Here is a 23,876-nt window from a genome sequence, read left to right as displayed (position 1 = left end):
AATGCAGTTTGTATGGAAAACGACAATGAATTATATTTGCCATTTGACGCATTTTTGAGATCATTTAAGTTGACATTGAGCGGAAAGCATGCTTTTCTGCTTGGTGCTGGATGCTCAATATCCTCGGGATTACCTTCTGCGCAGCAGTGTATATGGGATTGGAAAAAGGCCATATATTCCTCTCGCAACAAGGTAATTGCCCCTATTTTTGATGTTCGTCAAGAATCAGTTCAAAACACAATTCAACGTTGGTTAGACAGTACTGGTGAATTTCCTCCATTGGGAGATTCCTCCGAGTATGAACGCTATGTAGAGATAGCATATCCGTTAGAATCAGACAGAAGAGAATACTTCGCTCAATTATCAAGAAATGCCAAACCTGCAATAGGATATAAACTTCTAATCGAACTTTTTCGTTTTGGAAGGGTATCCTCCATCTGGAGCACCAATTTTGACGGCCTAGTTGAAAGAGCAGCCCACAAGGTTGATGTCTCGTGTGTAAATATAAACATAGACACGGCAGATCTTATATATTCTAGACCTACTTCTGCCGACCTTCTATATGTTGCATTGCATGGGGATTATAAGTTTTCTAGTTTAAAAAACTCATCAAGAGAACTCGATAACCAAGTAGAGAGTTTTCAAAAGTGTCTACAATCTCATCTTTCAACCAATACTTTAGTAGTATTGGGATATAGCGGCCGTGATAAATCATTGATGTCTGCATTAAAGAACGCATTTTCTCAACCAGGAAGTGGAAAATTGTTTTGGATTGGATATGGCAACTATATTCCAGAATCAGTAAGGGATTTGATAATAGAAGCTCGCAATAATAAAAGAGATGCTTTTTTTGTTCCGTCAGCAGGTTTTGATGAAGTGATGCTTTCGATAATGGAGAACTGCTTCTATGATGATTTAGATAAACGCACCATCATCGAGAATATTAAAAATCAGACGATTTCGTTGGGGACCACGGTTTCTCCAGTTCTTCTGAATACGGGAACCCTGTTTAACTCCAAGCTCAAATTCAATCTCTATCCACTCCAAATTCCAAAGTTCTATTATCAAATAGATACAACTCGGCTCGATGCAGAGGTATTAAACAATCTGAAAGAAATTTTACAAAATTATCACATCGTTTGCACACCTAGTGGAAATCAATTATATGCCTTAGGAACATTGTCTCAATTAACGGACTCGTTCAAAATATCGTCACCTGATACTATTGAACAAGTTCAAATGCCCGCTTTCCCACTTTCCAATAGCATCTTAAAAAATCTCTTGACCAAGGCTGTTATATTCGGGATAACTTCATTGAAGCCAAACTTGCAGCCCTCATATAGCAAGCGAATTATTTGGGATAGTAAACGTAGGTTTGCGGGTAAGGGCTTTGAAGGGGTAAGAGTCAATCTTTTCCATAAAGAAGGAGATGTATTTTTACTCACATCATTTTCCCCCACGATTTATTTTATTAGAGAAGACAACTATGACAAAGTTCAAAAGCAAAACATTGTTCGCAAATACATAGATGGTTTAAGAAATAAAGAGTTTGATTCGAAAATTTCCAATTGGGAAAATATGATATTTGGTGGAAATCGATTAAGTTGGAATATCCCAATCGGAATTTCTAATATTTCTAATGAATGCAACTTCACTCTTGGCAATAACAGTGCATTCGGAGGGATATATGATCCTGAAAGCGTAGAACCAAAATTCACCCTCACAAAAAGAGAAATTTGGAGTGGGAAAAGATTGTCAGAGCCAAAATTATTGTTCGTCGACAAGATGGGTGAATCACTTTTGGAAGACTCCAATCCCATGAGAGGTCTCTCTTTGGGGCAACCTTTAGAGAGGATTCTTGGAGAAGGGCACAATTACCCAATATATTTAGGCGTGATTTGTCCTATATCTTATTCCGAACGGCTTCATCGCTTTCTTTTGAAACTAAACCAATCATGCAATCCAAGGTATAACGATTATATCCAACCATATCCTGGGTTTGAGAACGCTTATTCCACCCCTCTGGATATTCCATCGCCCAATGATAAGAATAGATGGATTAAATGCAATGACGCTCAGCAAGATGCCCGTGTGTTAGCGTCTAAAGTCTGCGAATTCTCAAAAAAATTAGTGAGAACTATCCTAATTTCACCGTAATTATCTTTATACCCAACGGATGGGAATCATTAAAAGAGGAAATTACATCTAACGAAGCGTTTAATTTGCACAATTATGTAAAAGCGTTTGGGGCACAATCAAGGATAACGACTCAATTTATAGAAGAAAAGACTCTTTCAGAGTCAATGGATTGTGAAAAAAGGTGGTGGCTATCTCTTGCCTTATTCGTGAAAGCTCAACGTCTCCCATGGTCATTGACCAACCTAAATTATGATACGACCTATGCCGGTATAGGATTTAGTATTGACCAAAGGAAAGCCAAAGGGGAGCAGCTTGTTATCGGTTGTAGTCATCTGTATAACAACCAAGGTCATGGTTTAAAATACAAATTAAGGCAAGTGGAAAATCCCCTATGGATAGACCGAAAGAATCCATACTTATCTGAGAATGAGGCTTATAAATTTGGTTTATCCATTCTTGACTTGTTTCATGAATCAATGGAACGCTTTCCCAAAAGAGTTGTCATTCATAAGAGAACGCCTTTTCAACCAACTGAAATAAATGGATTGAGGAAGTCTTTGGCTATGGGTGGTGTGACAGAAATTGACCTCATCTCAATTACCGAAGAAGCTAATATTAAAGCAGTGTCTCAAATTGCCAATTCATACGGAATCTATACGGATGGCTATCCTCTTAAGCGGGGTGTCTGCATTCAGATTTCCAATCAAGAGATATTGTTGTGGACTCATGGGTCTGTACCGTCCGTGCAACAAGGGAGATTGTATTATGCAGGAGGAAGAGCAATTCCGTCTCCTCTACGAATAAAAAGATGCTACGGATCTACTGATATAGAAACTATTGCATCGGAGGTCCTTTCTTTTACCAAAATGGATTGGAATACCTTTAATTTCTATAGTAAAATTCCTGCTACAGTTTCGACGTCAAATGTCGTAGCACAAGTAGGACGCCTCTTAACACACTATCCTAATAGTACATTTGACTATAGATTCTTTATTTAGGAAAATTTATTGATTATGCTATTAGATTCACTGATATGATTATATGAAAGCATTGACATATATTGAGATAGGTCGGTTTGATGTGACGGAGAAGGCGAAGCCAGTAATTTCCGCAGCCACGGATGCTGTGGTGAAGGTGACTATGAGCAGTATCTGCACTTCTGATTTGCATATCAAGCATGGGAGCGTGCCGAGAGCTGTGCCGGGAATTACTGTCGGGCATGAGATGGTCGGCGTGGTAGAGAGTGTCGGCGATGCCGTCACTAAGGTGAGGCCGGGCGACCGTGTGGCGGTTAATGTGGAGACATTCTGCGGTGAGTGTTTTTTCTGCCGTCATGGGTGGGTGAACAATTGCACTGACCCGAATGGCGGATGGGCTCTTGGTTGCCGGATTGATGGCGGACAGACGGAGTTTGTCCGCGTACCGTTTGCCGACAATGGTCTGACCGTGATTCCGGATAATGTGAGCGATGAGCAGGCTCTGTTTGTCGGGGACATTCTTGCTACGGGCTACTGGGCGGCTAAGATTTCGGAGATTGGCCAAGGTGATACGGTGCTGATTATCGGTGCGGGTCCGACCGGGCTCTGCACTTTGCAGTGCGTTAGACTTTATAATCCTAAGCGGATTATTGTGTGCGAGAAAGATGCGGCGCGTCAGGATTTTGTCAAGAGGCATTATCCTGATGTGGTTATCGTTTCACCAGAGGATTGTTTGACGGGAACTTTGCAACTTTCGGAGCATGGCGGTGCTGATCGTGTGATTGAAGTTGCCGGTGCGGAAGATACTTTCCAGTTGGCTTGGCAAGCGGCGAGACCTAATGCGATTGTTACTGTTGTGGCTCTTTATGACCAGCCACAGGTGTTGCCATTGCCGGATATGTATGGTAAGAATCTGACGTTCAAGACCGGTGGAGTAGATGGTTGCGACTGTGGTGAAATTCTGCGACTTATCTCGGAAGGTAAGATTGACACTACCCCACTGATAACCCATACCTTCCCCTTCTCACAGATTGAGGAGGCCTACAACCTATTTGAAAACCGCCGCGACAACGTTATAAAAGTGGCGATAACCTCTAATTGAAGCAATAATGGATACCGGTCAAATAATATTATACCAGACGCAAGGGGGCGAGGCGAAGATTGAGGTTCGGCTTGCCAATGAGACTGTGTGGTTATCTGCGGACCAAATGGCTGAGTTGTTTCAGCGCAATAAGTCAACTATTTCAAGACATATCAAAAATGTCTTTGAAAGCGGTGAATTGAAGCAGAATCGAACAGTTGCATTTTTTGCAACTGTTCAGAATGAAGGGCAGCGAAAGGTTGAGCGCAACATTGCATACTACAATCTTGACATGATTATCAGTGTCGGGTACAGGGTCAATTCTCATCGTGGCGTGCAGTTCCGACAGTGGGCTACGCAGGTGTTGAAGGAGTACATGATTAAGGGATTTGTACTGAATGACGAGCTACTTAAAAATGCCGGACAGGGCAACTATTTCGATGAACTGCTGTCAAGAATCCGCGACATTCGCAGTTCTGAAAAGGTGTTCTACCGTAAGGTACTGGAAATTTATGCCCTCAGCATTGACTATGACCCTCGTACTGAGGCCACACAGCGGTTCTTCAAGACAGTGCAGAACAAGATGCACTTCTCGGCTCACGGTCATACCGCCGCTGAGGTCATATTCCAACGCGCCGATGCCGATAAGGATTTCATGGGACTAACGACATGGCGCGGTGCGATGCCTACCAAGCATGAAGCGGAGATTGCCAAGAACTATCTGACGGAAGAGGAGGTAGATATGCTCAACCGTATCGTCAACCTATACCTCGACTTTGCCGAACTGCAAGCGAAGAGCCATGTGCCGATGTATATGAAGGACTGGATCAAGAAACTCGATGATTTCCTGACGCTTTCAGGCAAAGAACTCTTGACCCATGCCGGAACGGTCTCAGCCGAGGTCGCGAAACTCAAAGCAGACACGGAATACGACCGCTTCCGCGAACGCACCCAGTATCAACTTTCGCCTGTAGAGATACATTTCCTCGAAGCATTCGAGGCCGAGCAGAAGAAACTCAAAGGCAAGTGATTATTCCGGCAGGAGGTAGTTGGCACTGCGGCCTCCTTCACCGCTATTGCGGAGCATACCTTTGGCTATAAGGTCGTTGATGTCGCGCAACGCTGTGTCTTGCGAGCAACCGCAAATCTTCGCCCATTTTGAGGATGTCAGTTTTCCCTCAAAGCCATCCCACAGACGGTTGATTACCTTGCGCTGACGCTCATTTATTTTAACATCGCGGAACTCATCCCAATATGCCGCTTTCTGCAATGTGCGCTCGATGATGCCAGATGCACGAACGATGGCATTTTCAAGACAGCCGAAGAACCACAGCATCCATTCAGTTATATCAAGGTCTCCTTTCTGAGTCCGTTCAAGCACCTCATAATATGCCTTCTTGTTGCGGTTTATTTCAGCCGACATGCTGTAATATCGCGCCGAATCTTCATCAAGCCGGGCAAGTAGCATATCCGCAAGCGTGCGGCTTATGCGACCATTGCCGTCATCAAACGGATGGATGGTAACGAACCACAAGTGCGCCACAGCAGCCATAATGAACGGAGACTGATTGACCGTGTTACACCACTCAATCAACCGCTCCATCTCAGCCGGAACAGCATCCGATGGCGGAGCCTCATAATGTACTTTCTCATGCCCGAAAGCACCGGACACTACCTGCATCGGCTCCTCACCCTTCCGCCAATCGGCAACTGTGATTCTGAGCATACCGCTTCGCCCAAACGGAAACAAAGCAGCGTGCCAATCGAACAATCGTTCATCTGTCAATGGCTTCCTGCAATTACGCACGGCGTCGAGCATCACATCAACCAATCCTTCGACATAATGATCCTCAACCAATAATCCGTCATCCTCGATACCGAGCCGTCGGGCGATACTGCTACGCACTGAATTCGGATTGAGCAACACGCCCTCGATTTCCGAAGAACTTATCAACTCCTCAGTCATTGCCGACAACAGCGACCGACACTTCTCATTGAATCCAAGCATCGACATCCTGCCGTTAAGGAGTCCATGCAACTGACTGAGCCGGCTAAGCGGTTCAAGCAACGCATCGGAGTCCCAGCGGAACTCCGGCCAATCCTTCCGTTGCCATATATAGGCACCATGTCTTACGGTTCTTCTCATACCGCGAAGTTAGTCATTTGCAGCTAAACCACCAAATATTCCCCTTAAATTTACGGAGAATAATTCAAATTTTTACCATGATTATTTTGTAGTTTCTGTGATTTTGTATAACTTTGCGGTGGTTCTTGATGGCTTCGCCACCGCGCACCGGCTTCGCCGACATACGCTTCAAGCCCACTCGCGAATCCTTACGGATTTGTCTCTCGGAAACAAGAACATAGCGGTACAGACAAATTGCCCGAAAACGCTGATTGCAAGCGAATTGCACTTTCAAAATTCAATTACACAATAAATCATTGAAAGTAAGCGACTTAGCACATCCACCATCTGTACCTTTTAAGAGGTTAACTCGCTGTTCATTAGCTGATTATATAGTGTGCATCGGAAAGTGACCGGCAGTTAAAGACAGGCAACTATAAGTATAGATAAGTATTAAGGCGTTCAGTTTGAGCGCCTTTTCTTGTGTCCGGCTGTCGGCGGTTTAATCGGTAGAACTCGTTTCTACCTGTTTTTCACTCCATTTTTGAACCACATTTGTTGCTCGTCCACGGTCGGAACAAGTCGCTCCTTCCTATTGTGGACACATGTATACAATGGGATACGTAGAAATACGTAGGGATACATAATCGGCTCCGTGAGCGGCTCAAAAAATGTTCAAAAATGGCAACCTCAACCATCAGAATCAAAAAAATCTGTGAGTGGTGCGGAAAGGAGTTTGAAGCTCAAAAATGCTCCACCCGCTTCTGCTGCAAGCGATGTGCGGAACACGCTTACAAAGACCGACAGAGACACAAACGAAAACAAGAGACTGAAGCGATGGTGATCGAAACAATCATCCGCCAAAGAGAAGAATCGGTAATTCATAGGGCGTATCTGTCAGTTCAATAGACCGCTGACCTTATGGGAGTAAAACGAAATGCGGTCTATCAGCTCATTTATCATGGAAAGTTGAAAGCATACCGCCTCACTTCCTGTATCTAACATTTGAAAAGGGACCCGGATAGCATTTGAAAAGGGGACCACCCGGGATGGGGATGCAAAGATAATTATATTTGTTGAGTCATCATTTCCTGAGTTTCTTTCATGCGGTATGATTTGCCTGTCATGTTAAGCAGTATAGCCTTGTGGGTCAGGCGGTCTACCATTGCGGTGACCAGTACTTTGTCGTCAATAATCTCGTTCCAGCGGTTGAAGGCGAGATTGGTTGTGACGACGGTCGTCTTCTTGTCGGTGCGGAGGGAGAGATGGTTAAAGAGCATCTCTGCGCCGGCCTTGTCGCAGGAGACGTATCCGAACTCATCACAGATGACCATGTCGTATCTCTCGAACTTGTTTTCCAGCGACCGGAGTGTCAAAGCGTTGCGGCACTCGCGTATCTGCGTGAGCAGTCTTGGCACGGATGTGAACAGCACCGAGTGTCCGGCATTACATGCGGCGATACCGAGAGCTGTCGCCAGATGAGTCTTGCCTGTTCCGGGATTGCCGTATAGAATGAGGTTGCGTCCGTTTTTGATGAAGTCGAGTGTCTCGAGTGTCGGGAGCGCTTTCCGGGCATCGGCGGGCAGAGCGTCGGTGTCGATTTCGTTAAGATAGCGAAGTTGCGGGAACCCTGCGTTTTTGATGCGGTGACGGCGCTGGTTTTCAGAGCGGTTCTCTTTTTCGCGCCGGAGCAGTTCGGCTGTAAACCGCCATAGGTTCCATTGTTCGTCGGCGCTCTGCTGTATAAGCAGGTCGATGTCGCGCCGCACAAGCGGGAGTTTAAGGTCGAAAGCGCATGAGCGAATGAGCTCCCGAAGTCCGTCACGGTCTGTTTCATGTATGTCTGTCATTGTCATTCAGTGTATTGGTTGTTTTTTGGGGGGGTATTCAGTCTGCCTGCGATGCGCGGGTATATTCCATAAATGATGAAAGCATGTCAAGGGTATGGCTTGCCGAACTTTCTATTTCAGCCTGTTGCGGGTCGGGAACGTTCGTTGCCGCGATATCGGCGGTTGACTGCATATGTCCTTCCGCCGAGATCATCTGAGCCTGTATCTGTTCAGATGAGAGGCGCTGGAGCCCGCGGGACGAAAGACTTGTGGCGGCACGGACGATGTCAGTGTATGCCAGATTGTTGTCGCGGGTGAACACAAGCAGTTCTATGAAGCTTCGCGGAGACTCGCGGAAGTGTTCGCGGTAAAGCGCCGCCACCGACGGATGTACCTGTTGCAGAGCCACAGACCGCCCCAGAGCGGCCGGTTTGCGCAGGAATGTACCCAGATAATGCATCAGGTCGATGACCCAGTCGCCGGAGCGTCGGCTTCGGGCATGATTGGCCACCTTGTCGCGTCCGTAAAGCACCACGATGCGCTCGGAATACAGCTTTACCGCCACCTGCGAGCCCACCAGACGGTCGGGCACAGAGTAGTGCACTCCGTCAACGGTTATCGTTGAATACTTTCCGACGCGGTACAGCCGCTGCTCGAAGCAGCCGATGTCACCGTGGTCCAACGGACGTAGCGCCGCCAGATCGGCCTGTATGCGCAGGCGTTTTTCTTCCGCCGACATGTTGGACGCCTCTGTGTTGAGCCTGTCGCAGACTGCCGCCAGATGCGTCTGCGCGGCATCCAGGGAGTCAAACCGGACCTCGAACGAGAATGCACGACGCCGGATATATTCCACCGAACGTTCCACCTTGCCTTTTTCCCATCCCGAGCGAGGGTTGCAGAAATGGGGTGTGAAACAGTAGTGTACCTCCATGCGCAGCAGCGCATCCGTGTGCTCGCGGTCGCGCCCGAGGAACTTCTTTACGGCGGTACGCATGTTGTCATAGGCCATCACGCGCGGGGTGCCCCCCAACTCCCGGAAGCAGTTGCGGTGGGCTTCCATAAGAGCCAGGGTATCTTCGCGCGAAAACAGATATGCCTTGCGCATATTGCTGTGGTCGAGGGTGAATACCGCCATGTGAAGGCGAGTCCTGACTCCACCGATCCACAGGGTAAGCACGCCCCAGTCGAACTCGCAACGGAATCCAGGCTCATAGTCCTGACGGATATATGCCTTTGCAGGCTTTTCTTGCGACTTCGGCGCTGCCTCCAGCGCACGGACATACTGACATACTGTGGAATAGGCGATACGCACGCCATCGTCCTGAAGACGTCGCCACATATCGAGCTTGCGCATCTGCTGCTTGTGCAATCCGGCAGCGACGTTCTCCCGGTTGCGGGCGATAAAACCATCGATGCGACGGCGGACATCATCGGTCACAACACGCCTGACGCGTCCGCTGCTGTCATACTTCGGCCTGGTCAGCAGATAATCGTCAACCTCCCGCTCTGTCGGTGACGGGCCGGCCTCTCTCTCGAACTCGCGCAGATACTTGCGCACGGTCTTGCGGCTCATGCCGTTGCGGCGCGCTATCTCGCGGATGCTCATCCCCTCGCGGCGATGAGACAGAATAATGGATGTTTTTTCCTCCATGTGTAGCATTTTGTGGAATCGTTGATGTCGTTCTTTCTAATCAACGATATCCGGTTGAACTTACCCATGGGGTGGGTCCCTTTTCAATTGCTCTACCTGGGTCCCTTTTCAAATGTTAGATGCACTCGCGGCGATGAGACAGAATAATGGATGTTTTTTCCTCCATGTGTAGCATTTTGTGGAATCGTTGATGTCGTTCTTTCTAATCAACGATATCCGGTTGAACTTACCCATGGGGTGGGTCCCTTTTCAATTGCTCTACCTGGGTCCCTTTTCAAATGTTAGATGCAGATATTATAATCCGCTATTGTTAGACCTTTGTCAAAACGTTCCTCAATTTTGATTACGCCTTGAAGAGGATTTTGCTTGAGCTTCTTTGGTAGTTGATTATCTGAAAGACCATCAAGGTGGTAATGGAACGTGGTCTTTAGAAAATGGTTAATAAAATTATTAGGTTTGCCAAATAGTCTTCCCATGTTCCAGCCAAAATGCAATAATGACCACTTCTCTATCGGTGATGCGACCTCGATTCTTGCAGCCGGTATATTAGCCTCGATTTCCTCCGGAGTACGTGAATCCCAGTTTGGAGACGATGCTCTTTGAAACAATCCCAAACGGAAAAACAGCTTTTCCAAATCACAAGGTTTGACATATGGACCTAGTTTCTCGGCGGTGTATTCGCAGGCAAACCGATATTTGGCGTCTTCCTGCGACTGTACCAGAGATGCGGCTGATTCCTTCATGTCATTTATGTTGAAGGATACGACTCCGGTCTCATCATGTTTCTTTAATGATGCTTCCGGTGGGATTGCCGTTTCTTGCCGCAATTTAGTTACAACATTAAGCATCATATCCTCAAAATCACCACGAGATAAGGGCTTTTCTTTGGCCTGTGGAGTGGATGAATTGATGTCAATAACCGGTTGCGATACAGGAATCTGCTGTACAATCTTAGCTTCCTTTTCTTCTGTTTCGCCGATTAGCGGCATATCTTTGCCTGAAAGAAATTCGACGAGCAAAGCATATAGTGCAAGTCCGGCGACAATGACAATAAAAAAGAAAACGTTAGCATTGAATTCTGATTCTCCTTTTGATAAAATAGAGTGGCGGATGGTCAGTGCTGAGAAAATATCGACAGCAATCACCAGCACAAGCAACCATGGATGATGGCCTTTGAATAGGTCTTTCATTCGCGTAATTGTTTTCGTATAGTCTTAAAAAAATGATGAGTTATGCAAACAAGGTTAAAACACAGTAACACTTTTGATTGTTCATCAACTTTCACAAGATGAATTTCAATCGGGTGAGCAACTTTCTTCGTGATGGATTTGTTTGTGTTATATATTTGTTTTATCTTTGCAAACAAAATGATAGCACTATGGAAGCAGCAATTCAGAAAAAGGCAACAATGTTCCGTCTGAGCGTTGACCTGATAGAACGTCTCAAAGAGATGGCAAAAAGAGAGCATCGCAGTCTTAATAATTTTGTTGAGTGTGTGTTGCTTGATGTAGCGTATAATGAACCCAACGAAGTTACTAAAGCAGCCATTGAAGAGGCTCGTAGCGGAAAACTCCGTGACGTGCCGCCGGTTGATACATCCTCAGTAGAAGCTATGTTTAAGTCTATGGGATTATGAAGAAACTACACCCTTCGACTCAATATAAAAAGGACTTAAAGAGGATTAGAAATAACCCAAAGAAAGCAGAGGCATTACTTGAAGTTTTACGACTGTTGGAAAATGAATTGCCAATTCCAGCGATTTACAAACCGCATATGCTGACAAGTGATTATGCGGGCTGCATGGAATGCCACATTCAAGGAGATTTTCTGCTAATTTGGATTGATCAGACTACCAATGATATTGATTTGGTGCGACTTGGCTCTCATTCAGAATTATTTGGCAAAGGAGCTAAAAGATAGAAAATAATAGACCGAGACAATGCTGACAAGGCAATCATCCCGGTCTATCTTATTATTATTTCAGAGTGATGGCGTTGGATGCCTCGCGTTTTTTCTCGCTTACGACATCGGCGTAAATTTGAGTAGTTCTTACGCTACGATGGGTTAACATCTTTGATACCACGTATACGTCGATGCCCAATGAGATAAGGATTGTGGCAAACGAGTGGCGCAGACAATGGAACGACAGTTTTTTCTCGATTCCGGTTGCTTTGACCCATTTCTTGAAAGGCTGTTGCGCCATTGAACGCTTGAAACCTTTGAAGATAAGTCCTTCACCACGCTCACCGCAATATTTCAGAGCCTCTTCACTTACTGGTAATGTCGCTTCTGTCTCTGTCTTTTCAGTGCATAGGCGTATGCAGTGGCCACCGTCCGGGCTTCGCTCAATATTATCCCATCGGAGCTTCAACAGGTCGCTAAGACGTAATCCGGTAAACAGACCGAACATAGATGCTTGTTTGAGGATAGGCACCTCACACTCGGTAGCATCAAGGATTTTCATCTCGTCGAGCGTCAGATACTCCTTCTTTACCTCCTGCCATTTGATGCCTTCAAGAAAGTCGTTGACGTTCTCGGTGATATATTTTTCCTCAGGGCTGGCGCATGAGATTTAACTATCCTTAAAGACTTTGTACAGATATTCAGTGCTCCACATACATTTTTTGCGTCTTCGTTTAAGGCTGAGTTTATCGTTCTGCTTTTTAAGCATTTCCAATGCATACTTGCGCATCGCTGAAAAATTGACAGCGCCATTCTTGGCGCGTACGCGGCACATATCTTCCCGAAACGTCACGTCGAGATGCCAGTGCAGTTTGTTCTCGATACCCCAGTGCGCACGAATACGCATCGCATAGTAAGAAGCCTCATCTTTCTCCACGCTGCTGAGATAGTAGATTGTTTCACGCGAGCGGGCACCGTTCTCAGTACGCTCACGCTCCATCTTTATGATACGTTTAAGACCGGGCCACTTCTCGTACATTCCCTCCTGTTCCAAAAGTGTCGTATCCATAATTGAACAGGTTCTCTTCTCAACTCTTCCGTGCCCCTTTTCCTCGGTTGTGTATACCGATAATGGAGTAGTCCTACTAAAGATACTTTCCGTCAAGCTCTTGAGTATCGGCTGATTGTCTTTAAGCGCCATCAGATAGTCGCCGCCCTGGAGCATGATCTGTTCTGCGATATTACGGTGGGTCCCCATTGCGTCGACTGAAACCAATGCCCCTGTAAGCCATAAAGAGGACAATACGGACGGCAGAACCGTAAGTTCGTTGGTCTTGCCATCCACCGGCTTTTCGGCAACGCAGATTTCTGTTTCAGATACCCACGCATTGAGGATATACAGTCCGTGGCATCCGGGACTCCTGGGATTTTCACCCCGCAGTTTCTTACCGTCAATGATGACCTGATTGCCGCACAGGGATTCGATTATGTGGCCTCGGCAGCAATCAAGACTTGCCCGGAGCTGAGCGGGATTGACAGACTCTACAACACGAAGTATCGTGTCACCACACGGGACGCCGTTGCTAAGCTTCAGCAATCCGGCGGCCTTGAATTCTTCCTCTCGGTCTGTAACCATATCCGATATGTCGTCACAGTCCTCACAATCACACAACACGCCGATGAGTGCCATTCGGAGCACATCCTCGAGCTCATGTTTAACCTTGCCCAAGTCGCGCGGGTCTTTTACTTTGCTGAAAATTTCTATTTGCATACCTCTAATATATCCATTTTCAGCAATATATGCAATATCTGAAAGTTTATTTCACATAATCAGGTGAATTTTTGACTGAATTTGAGTTAAATCTCATGCGCCAGCCCTGATTTTTCCTTATATGCCATTTTCAGCAGACAGCGGAATGTTGACCAATAGCCTGAAGCAGAGTTGTTGGATAACGGTATCTTTTTGCCAGGGTGGCGCAGACTATGTGCATAAAGAAGATACTCCCGGAATTCTTCGCACAGTTCCGTAGTAATATCGCCGAATGTGCATCGGCCACCGCAGAATTTTTTGAAATGGAGATAGACGCTCATCCATTTGTCATATTTGCTTTTCGCCTTCTTCTCGAAGTAGGCAAGAAAGTCCATCTTCTGTTTAGTCTTGTCAAGGAATCCGAACTGTTCGTTTACGAGGCTCTGATAACGGATGCAACGGATGGCCTCGGCTTTCTCCTCCATTTCCTGATTGAAACGGCGTTGTATCTCGTTGGCTGGTTCGGCAAAGATGACTATGCCGAGAGTTTCGCGGCGGGTCATTTTGTTTGTGTGGGGATTGCGTATCGCGGGATAATAATCGAGATAGAGCGATACCTTACCTCCGGCATACGGGCGACGACGGAGGAACACTTTGGTGCAGGTGTTTATCATTGCTTTATGGGGTTTGAGGGTTTGAAAATCAGATACAAAAGTAGCGGGAGAAGCATGAGAGAACAATGAGTTCTCCAGCAGTCCCAAGGCTTCTCCAAAGTCTCTCTGGAGATTAAATCTCCGGAGAACCGAGGAGAGAATCAAGTTCCGAGCAGAGTATGAGAGTGTATTTTCCTTTCTTCACACGAGTGATGTTGTGGTATTTCAGATAGTGGTGGAGTTGGTCGCGTGTCAGCCCATACTTCTCCATTGCCTCTGGATAGGTGTAATATTCCGGCTCCTTTGGCGCGGTCGTACCCTTCGCCAAATCGAAGTGATACTTTGAATACATCACATAGTTGCCATGCTTTTTTTTCGGGATTCCCTCCTTTGATACGAGAGTATAGATTGCCGATAGCGTCATTCCATAGGCGGCTTGAATATCAGCCGCGGTGTACCACTCGTTGATTTCCTCCTTCGGCTGCTGATTGGCAAAGTAGCGGTCAACATGGCTTCGGCTCCAAAGAGTCTTTCCTCGGCTCTGAGTCTTCGGCCAGCCCTCACATTCCGCAATCTTATACATCCCGGAGTTTGACACTCCGAATTTTTCCTGCACCTCCTTCGATGTGTAGAACTCAGTGATGGGCTCCCGTACCGGCTTTTCTCGTTTGAGATACTTATGACCTTTCTCGAACAGTTGGTCAATGTCCTGCCGTCGTACCAGCGTTTTTCCTTTGAACTGCACGGTTGCGATAGCGTTGTCGGCAAAGTATCGGTATGCAGTAGCCCGGCTGACTCCAAGCAATCGGCATACCTGAGTGGGGGAAAGGAACTCAAGTTTCTCAATTTCTATCTTACCTTCAATCTGGGTTGAGTATTCCGCCTTGAACTCGCTGAGTTTCGCTTGCCGTTTTCTCTCCTTATAGGCGAGCCCGGAACATCTGTGGCTACAGTATTCCGTGGTAGTCTTTCGTGCGACAAATTCTTTGCCACACCACTTACATTTTTTGATGATTTCAATATTACTGCTCATATTCGCTTTTATTGGTGGTTATTTCGCCAGTTATTTCGCCGAAAGTGTCTTATCGCGTCTCACTGCGTCTCATGGTGTCTTAAAAGTCCACGACCTTGCGACACGATGTGACGGGATTGACCGACTTGCTACAAATCGGGTACAAAAACACAGGTAAAAAGGGGTGAAAAGCGGTTATATTGCAGTATGAAGACGAAAAAAGCCGCTCGATAACGAGCGACTTTTCAATATTTTACACCAAATGGCACCAGTTGTCACCAATAGGCTACTTTCCGATGCACTATTCTTATAGTATTGATAGCGTGCTACTTTAGCTTTTATTATACAAGGGTCGGTCTCACTTCTGATTTTTGATGATTTGGGGTTTCCCAGCTGACTTCATCTAAGGAAACAGACCTCTCTATCGTACATTTTGCACAAGTGCGAAGTTAATGATTTTCCACGACATAGAGTGTTAAAATACGAGAAAATACTTTCAAGTAACTGTAAATTTTTCAGCCACCGAATTTGTACCGCGAAAAGTAAGCCTGACAGAAGTCTTGAACGAAATGCTAAATCTGCAATAATGGCATTGAATATTAGGTATTTAGCTACTATCCGAGTGCAACTGTTACTTTCTACATAAGAAAGTGAAGAAGATGCGGCTGAGGATGTCGGAGACTGAATGATTCGACCGGGTCAGGCAAGTGTATCGGATAGTGAAACCGGGTATGAAAACAGACCTCCGGGGAGGCCTGTCTTTACTCTTTTTCTTCATCGAAAATTCGGTTGAAAATATCTTCAAGTTTCTTCTTGTCGGCGAGTAGCACATGAAGTTTCTTCAGGTTCCTGGCGTTGTCGCTCCACGGTATCCATATTTTCAGATAACCCTTCGGACCGTACTTCTCGTTGAGGTGCTCGATTGTCCGTTGATAGTGTCCGGCTTTGTCGAGTTTGGGATAATTTGCAAGACCATATTGAATAGTTCTTCGGATTATCGTGTCTGCCTCGATGAAGCGGTCGGCCTCCGCTACAATCATTCCGTAACCGTTGCGAGGCTTCTTCTGATTCGATGCACGGTGGTCTTCAACGGCACGACCCATAGTCACAATCTGCTTGCGGGTGAAGTGCGACTTCACAAACTCGTCCGCTTCGAGTATCGTGCAGGAGTCCTTGTGATGATTTTCCCTGCCATTGATAAGACCGTGGTCATGAAACGCCGCTATGATATAGACCATATCGGAATTCATAGCCGGTGTATGTTCGGCGAGTTTTATACTCTGCTCAATGACCATACGGACATGGCTCTCCTGATGCGCCTTGTCAAAGGCGGCATAGCGGGGGATTATCTCATTCTCAACATAGTCTATGACCTCCTGAGACACCGGTTTCAATTTCAATTCCGGTATTTCGCCACGCTCCCGCTTTTCTTTCAGTATCTGACGGCGGTGGGCACGTTCCTCCGCCATACACATCTTGCAGATATGTCGAGCGTGACCTTTGCCCGAAAATTTCTCATTGGCGAGATATTGACCGCACTTCCAGCAATAATGTCCCATGTGCTCTGTTGTTTTGGTTTTGAGATTTAGATACTGCTGCTATCAGTGTCCCATGTCTTCAAGAGACAGGGCAGCATATTCGATGCGCCAGCCTTTGCGCTTTGTTATGATATTCTGGGCTTTATGTTCCAGACCATGCAGGTCGATACGTCGTGGATTACGCTTGACTTCACCGATTACAATCTCACAGTCAGCCTCGTTGACAGCGATAAGGTCAATCTCATTGTTGCCGTCTTTCTCCCAATAGTTTGTCACAATGTTATAGAGACCTGTCTCACGGTACGTCTGCCTGAACCAGCGTTCAAGAATCCACCCCGAGAAGGTAGAATAGTCGGCAAGCACCTTTCCCTTTACATAGGCAAGATTTCCAATCTCCACTGCACTCCGGTATTTATATATGAATCTGAACCAGAAATTGAGGAAGTTGTCCTTGATACCGTATTTTACATTGCGACTGTTCTCACTTGCGAGATAAGGTCGGTAACGATACACAAGATCATAGATATTCTCCAGCTTGTCGAGATAGCCTCCCGCTTCCACGCCGGTATAGGATTTGATTTCTCCGCGTTCATTGAAGCCTCCGGCGATTGCAGACAGAATGGAAAAGTAATTACCATAGTCTTTGCCGAACTCATCGGAGAGCAGCTCCTTTCCCTCGTCAATGAAGTAGGAGCCGAATGACAGTACGGATTCTATTATCTTCTCTTTTGTGAATGCCTTCTGCATATGGAGCTGTTCCACATATTTTGCAACTCCTCCCGTAATCATATACATTGCAAGCAGGTCATCGGGGGTGTAATCGGGATTATTGTCCCGCATTATCTCACGAAGTGTTGAAAGTGGAAATTCACGAAGACGGATGCGTGAGGTTGCCCTGCCGTAAAGAGGTTCCTTTTTATCATCGAATATCTTTGTCATCATTGAATACAATGAGCCACATACTACCAGATTTATACGTGCCTCATTCTTGTTGCTGTCCCACACATTCTGCATCTCACTGAAAAATGACTCGTTGACATATTTGAAATTCTGAAACTCGTCAAAAACGAGTGTGAAATGCCGACGCTTGGCAATCTGCATGATAGACGCGAACAATCGGGCCATACTTGAAAAGTCGCCCAAATCCTCGCCAAGCACATCACGCATCGTGTCGGAGAGTTCCTGACACAATAAAGCCTCGCTCTTACGCGCCACAAAGAAATATATCATCTCTTTGCCTTCGTAGGCGTGTTTTATAAGCGTTGTCTTTCCGATACGTCTTCGTCCGGTTATGACGGTCATCTGGGCGTATTCCCTGGATGTCGTCTCTATACGCCTCAATGTCTCAGTCTCTATCTCTCTGTCGTAGAATTTCATATTATAGTAACGGCCGTTACAGTAACCGCTGTTGCAAAGATAGTGAGTTTATTTTGATTGAGCAACAGATTTCTTATTTAGGGTTTCGATCGGGGCGAAAAACGGTATTGCACTATATCGTCCCTGCAAATGCACTATATCGTCCCTGCAAATATCCTTTCTGCACATTTTCACGGGGCTTATGCTCTGCAAGAGACACAAGGCGGGATGCTCCGTCCTTGTCTTTCTCTACAAACCAGACCTCATCGGAGCGAATCATGTCAAGATTGAGAAGATTACATTCATGTGTGGATATTATAAGCTGAGTATCTCTTTCCGATGAAAGTTCGTGGAGATAGCACTCTATAAGTTTTTGCGACAACAGGGGGTGCATACTGCGGTCAAGCTCGTCAATCATATAGTCCACTTCATTCTGCCCCAAGTCGATAAGCATGGGGATGAAATCAAGAAGCCTGATTGAACCGTCGGATTCCTCGTTCATTTCAAAAACGACCTCGTCATCCGCATCATTGCGGTGTACCGCCTTCTGCTTGTATATGGTGTATGTGCCGTCCTCTTTGAAATCAAAGAAGAAGCACTCGTTACTTTCAGGAGCCGCCACCAAAGCCGTACGTCCCGGAGTTGAGCTGCTAATGATTTTCAACGCTGATATATCGTCACGTTTCGGCGCCCTGCTGACATGAGCAGGGTGAACCGCTCCCTTTCCGGCAACGAAACTGATTGAAGTCTCTTCCTTGAAAGAGTATATGTTTTCAAATGGGGCTCTAAGAATCATTATTTGTCTTTTCGTGATTCATATCTCAGTTGCGAATTATTGCAACAGTCGTTACTGTAACCGCAGTTGCAAAAGGCCGATTCGATATTGGGCAACCGGATAGGAACAATCACCGTGAAAGCGTTTTTATGTATCTAACATTTGAAAAGGGACCCGGATAGCATTTGAAAAGGGGACCACCCGGGATGGGGATGCAAAGATAATTATATTTGTTGAGTCATCATTTCCTGAGTTTCTTTCATGCGGTATGATTTGCCTGTCATGTTAAGCAGTATAGCCTTGTGGGTCAGGCGGTCTACCATTGCGGTGACCAGTACTTTGTCGTCAATAATCTCGTTCCAGCGGTTGAAGGCGAGATTGGTTGTGACGACGGTCGTCTTCTTGTCGGTGCGGAGGGAGAGATGGTTAAAGAGCATCTCTGCGCCGGCCTTGTCGCAGGAGACGTATCCGAACTCATCACAGATGACCATGTCGTATCTCTCGAACTTGTTTTCCAGCGACCGGAGTGTCAAAGCGTTGCGGCACTCGCGTATCTGCGTGAGCAGTCTTGGCACGGATGTGAACAGCACCGAGTGTCCGGCATTACATGCGGCGATACCGAGAGCTGTCGCCAGATGAGTCTTGCCTGTTCCGGGATTGCCGTATAGAATGAGGTTGCGTCCGTTTTTGATGAAGTCGAGTGTCTCGAGTGTCGGGAGCGCTTTCCGGGCATCGGCGGGCAGAGCGTCGGTGTCGATTTCGTTAAGATAGCGAAGTTGCGGGAACCCTGCGTTTTTGATGCGGTGACGGCGCTGGTTTTCAGAGCGGTTCTCTTTTTCGCGCCGGAGCAGTTCGGCTGTAAACCGCCATAGGTTCCATTGTTCGTCGGCGCTCTGCTGTATAAGCAGGTCGATGTCGCGCCGCACAAGCGGGAGTTTAAGGTCGAAAGCGCATGAGCGAATGAGCTCCCGAAGTCCGTCACGGTCTGTTTCATGTATGTCTGTCATTGTCATTCAGTGTATTGGTTGTTTTTTGGGGGGGTATTCAGTCTGCCTGCGATGCGCGGGTATATTCCATAAATGATGAAAGCATGTCAAGGGTATGGCTTGCCGAACTTTCTATTTCAGCCTGTTGCGGGTCGGGAACGTTCGTTGCCGCGATATCGGCGGTTGACTGCATATGTCCTTCCGCCGAGATCATCTGAGCCTGTATCTGTTCAGATGAGAGGCGCTGGAGCCCGCGGGACGAAAGACTTGTGGCGGCACGGACGATGTCAGTGTATGCCAGATTGTTGTCGCGGGTGAACACAAGCAGTTCTATGAAGCTTCGCGGAGACTCGCGGAAGTGTTCGCGGTAAAGCGCCGCCACCGACGGATGTACCTGTTGCAGAGCCACAGACCGCCCCAGAGCGGCCGGTTTGCGCAGGAATGTACCCAGATAATGCATCAGGTCGATGACCCAGTCGCCGGAGCGTCGGCTTCGGGCATGATTGGCCACCTTGTCGCGTCCGTAAAGCACCACGATGCGCTCGGAATACAGCTTTACCGCCACCTGCGAGCCCACCAGACGGTCGGGCACAGAGTAGTGCACTCCGTCAACGGTTATCGTTGAATACTTTCCGACGCGGTACAGCCGCTGCTCGAAGCAGCCGATGTCACCGTGGTCCAACGGACGTAGCGCCGCCAGATCGGCCTGTATGCGCAGGCGTTTTTCTTCCGCCGACATGTTGGACGCCTCTGTGTTGAGCCTGTCGCAGACTGCCGCCAGATGCGTCTGCGCGGCATCCAGGGAGTCAAACCGGACCTCGAACGAGAATGCACGACGCCGGATATATTCCACCGAACGTTCCACCTTGCCTATTTCCCATCCCGAGCGAGGGTTGCAGAAATGGCGTGTGAAACAGCAGTGTACCTCCATGCGCAGCAGCGCATCCGCGTGCTCGCGGTCGCGCCCGAGGAACTTCTTTACGGCGGTACGCATGTTGTCATAGGCCATCACGCGCGGGGTGCCCCCCAACTCCCGGAAGCAGTTGCGGTGGGCTTCCATAAGAGCCAGGGTATCTTCGCGCGAAAACAGATATGCCTTGCGCATATTGCTGTGGTCGAGGGTGAATACCGCCATGTGAAGGCGAGTCCTGACTCCACCGATCCACAGGGTAAGCACGCCCCAGTCGAACTCGCAACGGAATCCAGGCTCATAGTCCTGACGGATATATGCCTTTGCAGGCTTTTCTTGCGACTTCGGCGCTGCCTCCAGCGCACGGACATACTGACATACTGTGGAATAGGCGATACGCACGCCATCGTCCTGAAGACGTCGCCACATATCGAGCTTGCGCATCTGCTGCTTGTGCAATCCGGCAGCGACGTTCTCCCGGTTGCGGGCGATAAAACCATCGATGCGACGGCGGACATCATCGGTCACAACACGCCTGACGCGTCCGCTGCTGTCATACTTCGGCCTGGTCAGCAGATAATCGTCAACCTCCCGCTCTGTCGGTGACGGGCCGGCCTCTCTCTCGAACTCGCGCAGATACTTGCGCACGGTCTTGCGGCTCATGCCGTTGCGGCGCGCTATCTCGCGGATGCTCATCCCCTCGCGGCGATGAGACAGAATAATGGATGTTTTTTCCTCCATGTGTAGCATTTTGTGGAATCGTTGATGTCGTTCTTTCTAATCAACGATATCCGGTTGAACTTACCCATGGGGTGGGTCCCTTTTCAATTGCTCTACCTGGGTCCCTTTTCAAATGTTAGATGCAATTATGCCGACGAAGAGGCAGTGCGCGATGCTTCCATTGAAGATCTTGATGCCGATACCATCAAACTGTATATGATGGAGCGTTTCTCCCCGGTGTTCCGAGGCAAGAATATTGATGAACTGACAATGAAGGATTATTCGCTTGACCAGATGGCGGGATTCGTCATCAAGGGAGCGACTATCGAGCGGCTTTTGCGGAATCTTCGTTTCATTCGTCCTGACGGTCAAATGACGAAGGCGGCGATGATGCTTTTCGGTAAATACACTCAGCGTTGGTTGCCGGAAATTACGGCCAAATGTATCTGCTTCTTCGGTAATTCTGTCGGAGGCACTCAGTTCCGCGACAAGATGCACGACATGGAAATCGAAGGAAATTTGCTTCATCAGTACCGTACCATCATGAACTTCTTTACCCGCAATCTGCGGAAGGTGCAGGTAAAACGCGAGTTCAATTCTCTCGGGGAAATGGAGATTCCCTACGAGAGTCTGACGGAGTATGTTGTCAATGCCTTGGTGCATCGGTCGCTGAATATAAAGACTCCGATTCGTATCTTCATCTTTGATGACCGGGTAGAGATACACAGTCCCGGTTCACTCCCCAATGGTCTAACTATCGAAGATGTGAAGAACGGAACCTCCATGCCTCGTAATGTGTTCCTTTTCACAAACGCAAATTATCTGCTTCCATACACGGGAGCTGGAAGCGGTGTACGCCGTGCGTTGGAATATGACCCGGATGCGGTTTTCTCGAATGGTGTTTCCGACAAGGAAATCACCCATGCCTCCAATGAGTTCGTCATCACCATTCCCCGGAAAAGTAGCCAAGTTACTGACCAAAGTAACTTAGTTACCGACCAAGCATCCTCAAAAAGTGAGCAAGTTACTGACCAACCTCACCGCAAAAGTGACCAAGTTCCCGACCCAGTTATTAGTAAAACCGACCCAGCTTACTTTGAAGCCGACCCACCTATCGACCCAGTTCCATCAAAATCCGACCTACCTACCGACCCAGTTAGGCTAAAATTATCAAAAAAGCAACAGGATATTCGCAACTTTTGCTCCGTACCAAGAAGTCGTAAAGAGATATTGGAACGTGCTGGAGTTTCTGCGCATTTTGATAATAGAAAGAAATATATCTATGATTTGGTTGAGGCTGGTGTACTTGAACCCACCATCCCCGAAAAGCCCAATGATCCGAATCAGAAGTACCGACGAAAGAAATAATCGGATAACTTTACCCTCAAATTAACGACAGAAACAATGAATAAAGACCTTGACACACAGATAAAGGAGGCTCTTAAAGCTTATCTGGCTTCGGGAGTTGAGGAACAGGTGGACTATCATAAATTTTACCTCTATTCCATCGTGACCAATTCCACTGCCATTGAGGGTTCTGCTGTTACCGAAGTTGAGAACCAACTTCTTTTCGATGAAGGTATTACCGCCAAAGGACGTTCGCTGACTGAGCAGATGATGAATGTTGACCTGAAAGATGCTTATCTTTATGCTTTCAAAATTGCAACTGAGAATCCCACATATACGCCTCAGTTATTGCAGCAATTGTCTGCCCTTGTTATGCGGCGAACATGGAGCGAATACTCCACTATTGCCGGACATTTCGATTCATCTAAGGGAGAGTTCCGCCTGTACAATGTAAGTGCCGGTATTGGCGGAAGGATTTATCTGGCTTATAGCAAGGTTCCACACGCAGTGGATAATTTTTGCGAATGGATTAACGAAGAGATTGCCAAGATTGATAAATCGGATATTGCGGCATGTTACCGTCTTAGTTTTGAGGCTCACTTTCGGCTGGTAACCATCCATCCTTGGGTAGACGGCAATGGACGAACTACTCGACTGGTGATGAATATGATTCAACGGCAGTTAGGACTTGTTCCATCCATAGTCAGAAAAGAAGATAAGGGAGAATATATCCAGTCATTAGTTGATAGCCGGGAGAATGACGATTCTACCATAGCGCAGGATATGATGCTTCGTCACCATATATCGAACCTCAAACGTCGGGTTTTACAGTATCAAGAAGGCTATGGCTTGATGAATGACAATGTCAATAGTGTCGGTGTAAAACTTACCAACACACAAAGAACGATATATAAGTTGATACAGGCAAATCAAAGCATCATCCATTCTGAAATGGCAAAAGCTCTTTCCGTTACATCTAAAACAGCTGAACGAGCCACAAAAGCATTGAGAGATTTCGGATTGTTAGGGCGCGAGGGTTCTGACAAGACTGGCAGATGGATAATCCTGAAATAACCTCTGTTTTGAACAGCATCAAAACAGCATCAAGTAACATTGTCGGCATAG

Annotated in this window: 21 protein-coding genes and 1 pseudogene; 8 read left to right on the top strand and 14 right to left on the bottom strand. The window is 47.0% G+C overall.

What is annotated here, in order from left to right; translation table 11 throughout:
- Positions 1–12: 12 nt before the first annotated feature.
- The 4 genes from ADH68_RS12290 (at position 13) to ADH68_RS12275 (ending at position 5,227) form a co-directional block, all read left to right on the top strand.
- A complete protein-coding gene (locus tag ADH68_RS12290) occupies positions 13–2,157 on the top strand; it encodes an SIR2 family NAD-dependent protein deacylase (protein ID WP_084273997.1) in 2,145 nt (714 codons plus the stop codon).
- 146 nt (positions 2,158–2,303) lie between these two features.
- Positions 2,304–3,137 carry an argonaute/piwi family protein gene (locus tag ADH68_RS12285; protein ID WP_084273998.1) on the top strand — a complete coding sequence of 278 codons (834 nt, stop codon included), beginning with the start codon at positions 2,304–2,306 and terminating at the stop codon, positions 3,135–3,137.
- 43 nt (positions 3,138–3,180) lie between these two features.
- Entirely contained in the window at positions 3,181–4,218 is a 1,038-nt protein-coding gene (locus tag ADH68_RS12280; protein ID WP_068960581.1) for an alcohol dehydrogenase, read from the top strand.
- A 7-nt stretch (positions 4,219–4,225) separates the two neighbouring features.
- Positions 4,226–5,227 (top strand): virulence RhuM family protein, encoded by a 1,002-nt coding sequence (locus ADH68_RS12275; RefSeq protein WP_068960582.1) that lies wholly within the window; start codon positions 4,226–4,228, stop codon positions 5,225–5,227.
- Here ADH68_RS12275 and ADH68_RS12270 read toward each other — a convergent pair whose 3' ends face one another.
- The 5 genes from ADH68_RS12270 to ADH68_RS12255 all read right to left on the bottom strand — a co-directional run bounded on the left by ADH68_RS12270 (position 5,228) and on the right by ADH68_RS12255 (position 10,992).
- Positions 5,228–6,343 carry a Fic family protein gene (locus ADH68_RS12270; RefSeq protein WP_068960583.1) on the bottom strand — a complete coding sequence of 372 codons (1,116 nt, stop codon included), beginning with the start codon at positions 6,341–6,343 and terminating at the stop codon, positions 5,228–5,230.
- A gap of 669 nt (positions 6,344–7,012) precedes the next feature.
- A complete protein-coding gene (locus tag ADH68_RS13985; protein WP_133165747.1) occupies positions 7,013–7,207 on the bottom strand; it encodes a hypothetical protein in 195 nt (64 codons plus the stop codon).
- Between the two features lie 182 nt (positions 7,208–7,389).
- Positions 7,390–8,172: an IS21-like element helper ATPase IstB gene (istB, locus tag ADH68_RS12265; protein ID WP_068961956.1), complete on the bottom strand. Its 783-nt coding sequence runs from the start codon at positions 8,170–8,172 to the stop codon at positions 7,390–7,392.
- 37 nt (positions 8,173–8,209) lie between these two features.
- A complete protein-coding gene (gene istA, locus ADH68_RS12260; RefSeq protein WP_068959738.1) occupies positions 8,210–9,811 on the bottom strand; it encodes an IS21 family transposase in 1,602 nt (533 codons plus the stop codon).
- Positions 9,812–10,083: 272 nt separating this feature from the next.
- Positions 10,084–10,992: a hypothetical protein gene (locus ADH68_RS12255; RefSeq protein ID WP_068960584.1), complete on the bottom strand. Its 909-nt coding sequence runs from the start codon at positions 10,990–10,992 to the stop codon at positions 10,084–10,086.
- A 188-nt stretch (positions 10,993–11,180) separates the two neighbouring features.
- Here ADH68_RS12255 and ADH68_RS12250 point away from each other — a divergent pair, with 188 nt between their 5' ends.
- The gene (locus tag ADH68_RS12250) at positions 11,181–11,438 is read left to right on the top strand and encodes a ribbon-helix-helix protein, CopG family (RefSeq protein ID WP_068960585.1); all 258 of its coding nucleotides are present in this window, start codon (positions 11,181–11,183) and stop codon (positions 11,436–11,438) included.
- Positions 11,435–11,722: a type II toxin-antitoxin system YafQ family toxin gene (locus ADH68_RS12245; RefSeq protein WP_068960586.1), complete on the top strand. Its 288-nt coding sequence runs from the start codon at positions 11,435–11,437 to the stop codon at positions 11,720–11,722. Before ADH68_RS12250 ends, ADH68_RS12245 begins: the two co-directional genes overlap by 4 nt.
- A 55-nt stretch (positions 11,723–11,777) precedes the next feature.
- Here the strand turns inward: ADH68_RS12245 and ADH68_RS12240 are convergent, their stop codons facing one another.
- The 9 genes and pseudogenes from ADH68_RS12240 to istA (ADH68_RS12200) form a co-directional block, all read right to left on the bottom strand.
- Positions 11,778–12,266 carry a site-specific integrase gene (locus ADH68_RS12240; RefSeq protein ID WP_068960587.1) on the bottom strand — a complete coding sequence of 163 codons (489 nt, stop codon included), beginning with the start codon at positions 12,264–12,266 and terminating at the stop codon, positions 11,778–11,780.
- A 108-nt stretch (positions 12,267–12,374) separates the two neighbouring features.
- Positions 12,375–13,475: an ISAs1 family transposase gene (locus tag ADH68_RS12235; RefSeq protein WP_068960103.1), complete on the bottom strand. Its 1,101-nt coding sequence runs from the start codon at positions 13,473–13,475 to the stop codon at positions 12,375–12,377.
- 110 nt (positions 13,476–13,585) lie between these two features.
- A pseudogene (locus ADH68_RS12230) lies at positions 13,586–14,128 on the bottom strand (phage integrase SAM-like domain and Arm DNA-binding domain-containing protein); the annotation flags it as partial.
- 112 nt (positions 14,129–14,240) lie between these two features.
- Positions 14,241–15,140, bottom strand: a complete 900-nt coding sequence (locus ADH68_RS12225) for a helix-turn-helix domain-containing protein (RefSeq protein WP_068960589.1) — start codon at positions 15,138–15,140, stop codon at positions 14,241–14,243.
- Positions 15,141–15,880: 740 nt separating this feature from the next.
- Positions 15,881–16,513, bottom strand: a complete 633-nt coding sequence (locus tag ADH68_RS12220; protein WP_068962031.1) for an HD domain-containing protein — start codon at positions 16,511–16,513, stop codon at positions 15,881–15,883.
- A 207-nt stretch (positions 16,514–16,720) separates the two neighbouring features.
- Positions 16,721–18,034 (bottom strand): ATP-binding protein, encoded by a 1,314-nt coding sequence (locus ADH68_RS12215; protein ID WP_068960590.1) that lies wholly within the window; start codon positions 18,032–18,034, stop codon positions 16,721–16,723.
- 112 nt (positions 18,035–18,146) lie between these two features.
- Positions 18,147–18,809: an AAA family ATPase gene (locus ADH68_RS12210; protein ID WP_084274000.1), complete on the bottom strand. Its 663-nt coding sequence runs from the start codon at positions 18,807–18,809 to the stop codon at positions 18,147–18,149.
- A 203-nt stretch (positions 18,810–19,012) separates the two neighbouring features.
- A complete protein-coding gene (gene istB / locus ADH68_RS12205) occupies positions 19,013–19,795 on the bottom strand; it encodes an IS21-like element helper ATPase IstB (protein ID WP_068961956.1) in 783 nt (260 codons plus the stop codon).
- A gap of 37 nt (positions 19,796–19,832) precedes the next feature.
- Positions 19,833–21,434 carry an IS21 family transposase gene (istA, locus tag ADH68_RS12200; RefSeq protein ID WP_235606680.1) on the bottom strand — a complete coding sequence of 534 codons (1,602 nt, stop codon included), beginning with the start codon at positions 21,432–21,434 and terminating at the stop codon, positions 19,833–19,835.
- A gap of 15 nt (positions 21,435–21,449) precedes the next feature.
- On the opposite strand from istA (ADH68_RS12200), the gene ADH68_RS12195 reads away from it, so the two are divergent.
- Positions 21,450–22,772 (top strand): ATP-binding protein, encoded by a 1,323-nt coding sequence (locus ADH68_RS12195; RefSeq protein WP_084274001.1) that lies wholly within the window; start codon positions 21,450–21,452, stop codon positions 22,770–22,772.
- A gap of 36 nt (positions 22,773–22,808) precedes the next feature.
- On the top strand, positions 22,809–23,825 hold the full coding sequence (locus tag ADH68_RS12190; RefSeq protein ID WP_068960592.1) for a Fic family protein: 1,017 nt from the start codon (positions 22,809–22,811) through the stop codon (positions 23,823–23,825).
- Positions 23,826–23,876: the final 51 nt, after the last annotated feature.

It is taken from the genome of Muribaculum intestinale (assembly GCF_002201515.1).
GTDB lineage: Bacteria > Bacteroidota > Bacteroidia > Bacteroidales > Muribaculaceae > Muribaculum > Muribaculum intestinale.
This window is presented reverse-complemented; position numbering and strand designations above follow the sequence as displayed.

What these genes read in the sequence shown, in the direction of transcription:
- ADH68_RS12290 (WP_084273997.1), top strand. Translation starts at nt 13, where the DNA reads ATGGAAAACGACAATGAATTATATTTGCCATTTGACGCATTTTTGAGA.
- ADH68_RS12285 (WP_084273998.1), top strand. Translation starts at nt 2,304, where the DNA reads ATGGATTGTGAAAAAAGGTGGTGGCTATCTCTTGCCTTATTCGTGAAA.
- ADH68_RS12280 (WP_068960581.1), top strand. Translation starts at nt 3,181, where the DNA reads ATGAAAGCATTGACATATATTGAGATAGGTCGGTTTGATGTGACGGAG.
- ADH68_RS12275 (WP_068960582.1), top strand. Translation starts at nt 4,226, where the DNA reads ATGGATACCGGTCAAATAATATTATACCAGACGCAAGGGGGCGAGGCG.
- ADH68_RS12270 (WP_068960583.1), bottom strand. Translation starts at nt 6,343, where the DNA reads ATGAGAAGAACCGTAAGACATGGTGCCTATATATGGCAACGGAAGGAT.
- ADH68_RS13985 (WP_133165747.1), bottom strand. Translation starts at nt 7,207, where the DNA reads ATGAATTACCGATTCTTCTCTTTGGCGGATGATTGTTTCGATCACCAT.
- istB (WP_068961956.1), bottom strand. Translation starts at nt 8,172, where the DNA reads ATGACAGACATACATGAAACAGACCGTGACGGACTTCGGGAGCTCATT.
- istA (WP_068959738.1), bottom strand. Translation starts at nt 9,811, where the DNA reads ATGCTACACATGGAGGAAAAAACATCCATTATTCTGTCTCATCGCCGC.
- ADH68_RS12255 (WP_068960584.1), bottom strand. Translation starts at nt 10,992, where the DNA reads ATGAAAGACCTATTCAAAGGCCATCATCCATGGTTGCTTGTGCTGGTG.
- ADH68_RS12250 (WP_068960585.1), top strand. Translation starts at nt 11,181, where the DNA reads ATGGAAGCAGCAATTCAGAAAAAGGCAACAATGTTCCGTCTGAGCGTT.
- ADH68_RS12245 (WP_068960586.1), top strand. Translation starts at nt 11,435, where the DNA reads ATGAAGAAACTACACCCTTCGACTCAATATAAAAAGGACTTAAAGAGG.
- ADH68_RS12240 (WP_068960587.1), bottom strand. Translation starts at nt 12,266, where the DNA reads ATGAAAATCCTTGATGCTACCGAGTGTGAGGTGCCTATCCTCAAACAA.
- ADH68_RS12235 (WP_068960103.1), bottom strand. Translation starts at nt 13,475, where the DNA reads ATGCAAATAGAAATTTTCAGCAAAGTAAAAGACCCGCGCGACTTGGGC.
- ADH68_RS12225 (WP_068960589.1), bottom strand. Translation starts at nt 15,140, where the DNA reads ATGAGCAGTAATATTGAAATCATCAAAAAATGTAAGTGGTGTGGCAAA.
- ADH68_RS12215 (WP_068960590.1), bottom strand. Translation starts at nt 18,034, where the DNA reads ATGAAATTCTACGACAGAGAGATAGAGACTGAGACATTGAGGCGTATA.
- ADH68_RS12210 (WP_084274000.1), bottom strand. Translation starts at nt 18,809, where the DNA reads ATGATTCTTAGAGCCCCATTTGAAAACATATACTCTTTCAAGGAAGAG.
- istB (WP_068961956.1), bottom strand. Translation starts at nt 19,795, where the DNA reads ATGACAGACATACATGAAACAGACCGTGACGGACTTCGGGAGCTCATT.
- istA (WP_235606680.1), bottom strand. Translation starts at nt 21,434, where the DNA reads ATGCTACACATGGAGGAAAAAACATCCATTATTCTGTCTCATCGCCGC.
- ADH68_RS12195 (WP_084274001.1), top strand. Translation starts at nt 21,450, where the DNA reads ATGTCGTTCTTTCTAATCAACGATATCCGGTTGAACTTACCCATGGGG.
- ADH68_RS12190 (WP_068960592.1), top strand. Translation starts at nt 22,809, where the DNA reads ATGAATAAAGACCTTGACACACAGATAAAGGAGGCTCTTAAAGCTTAT.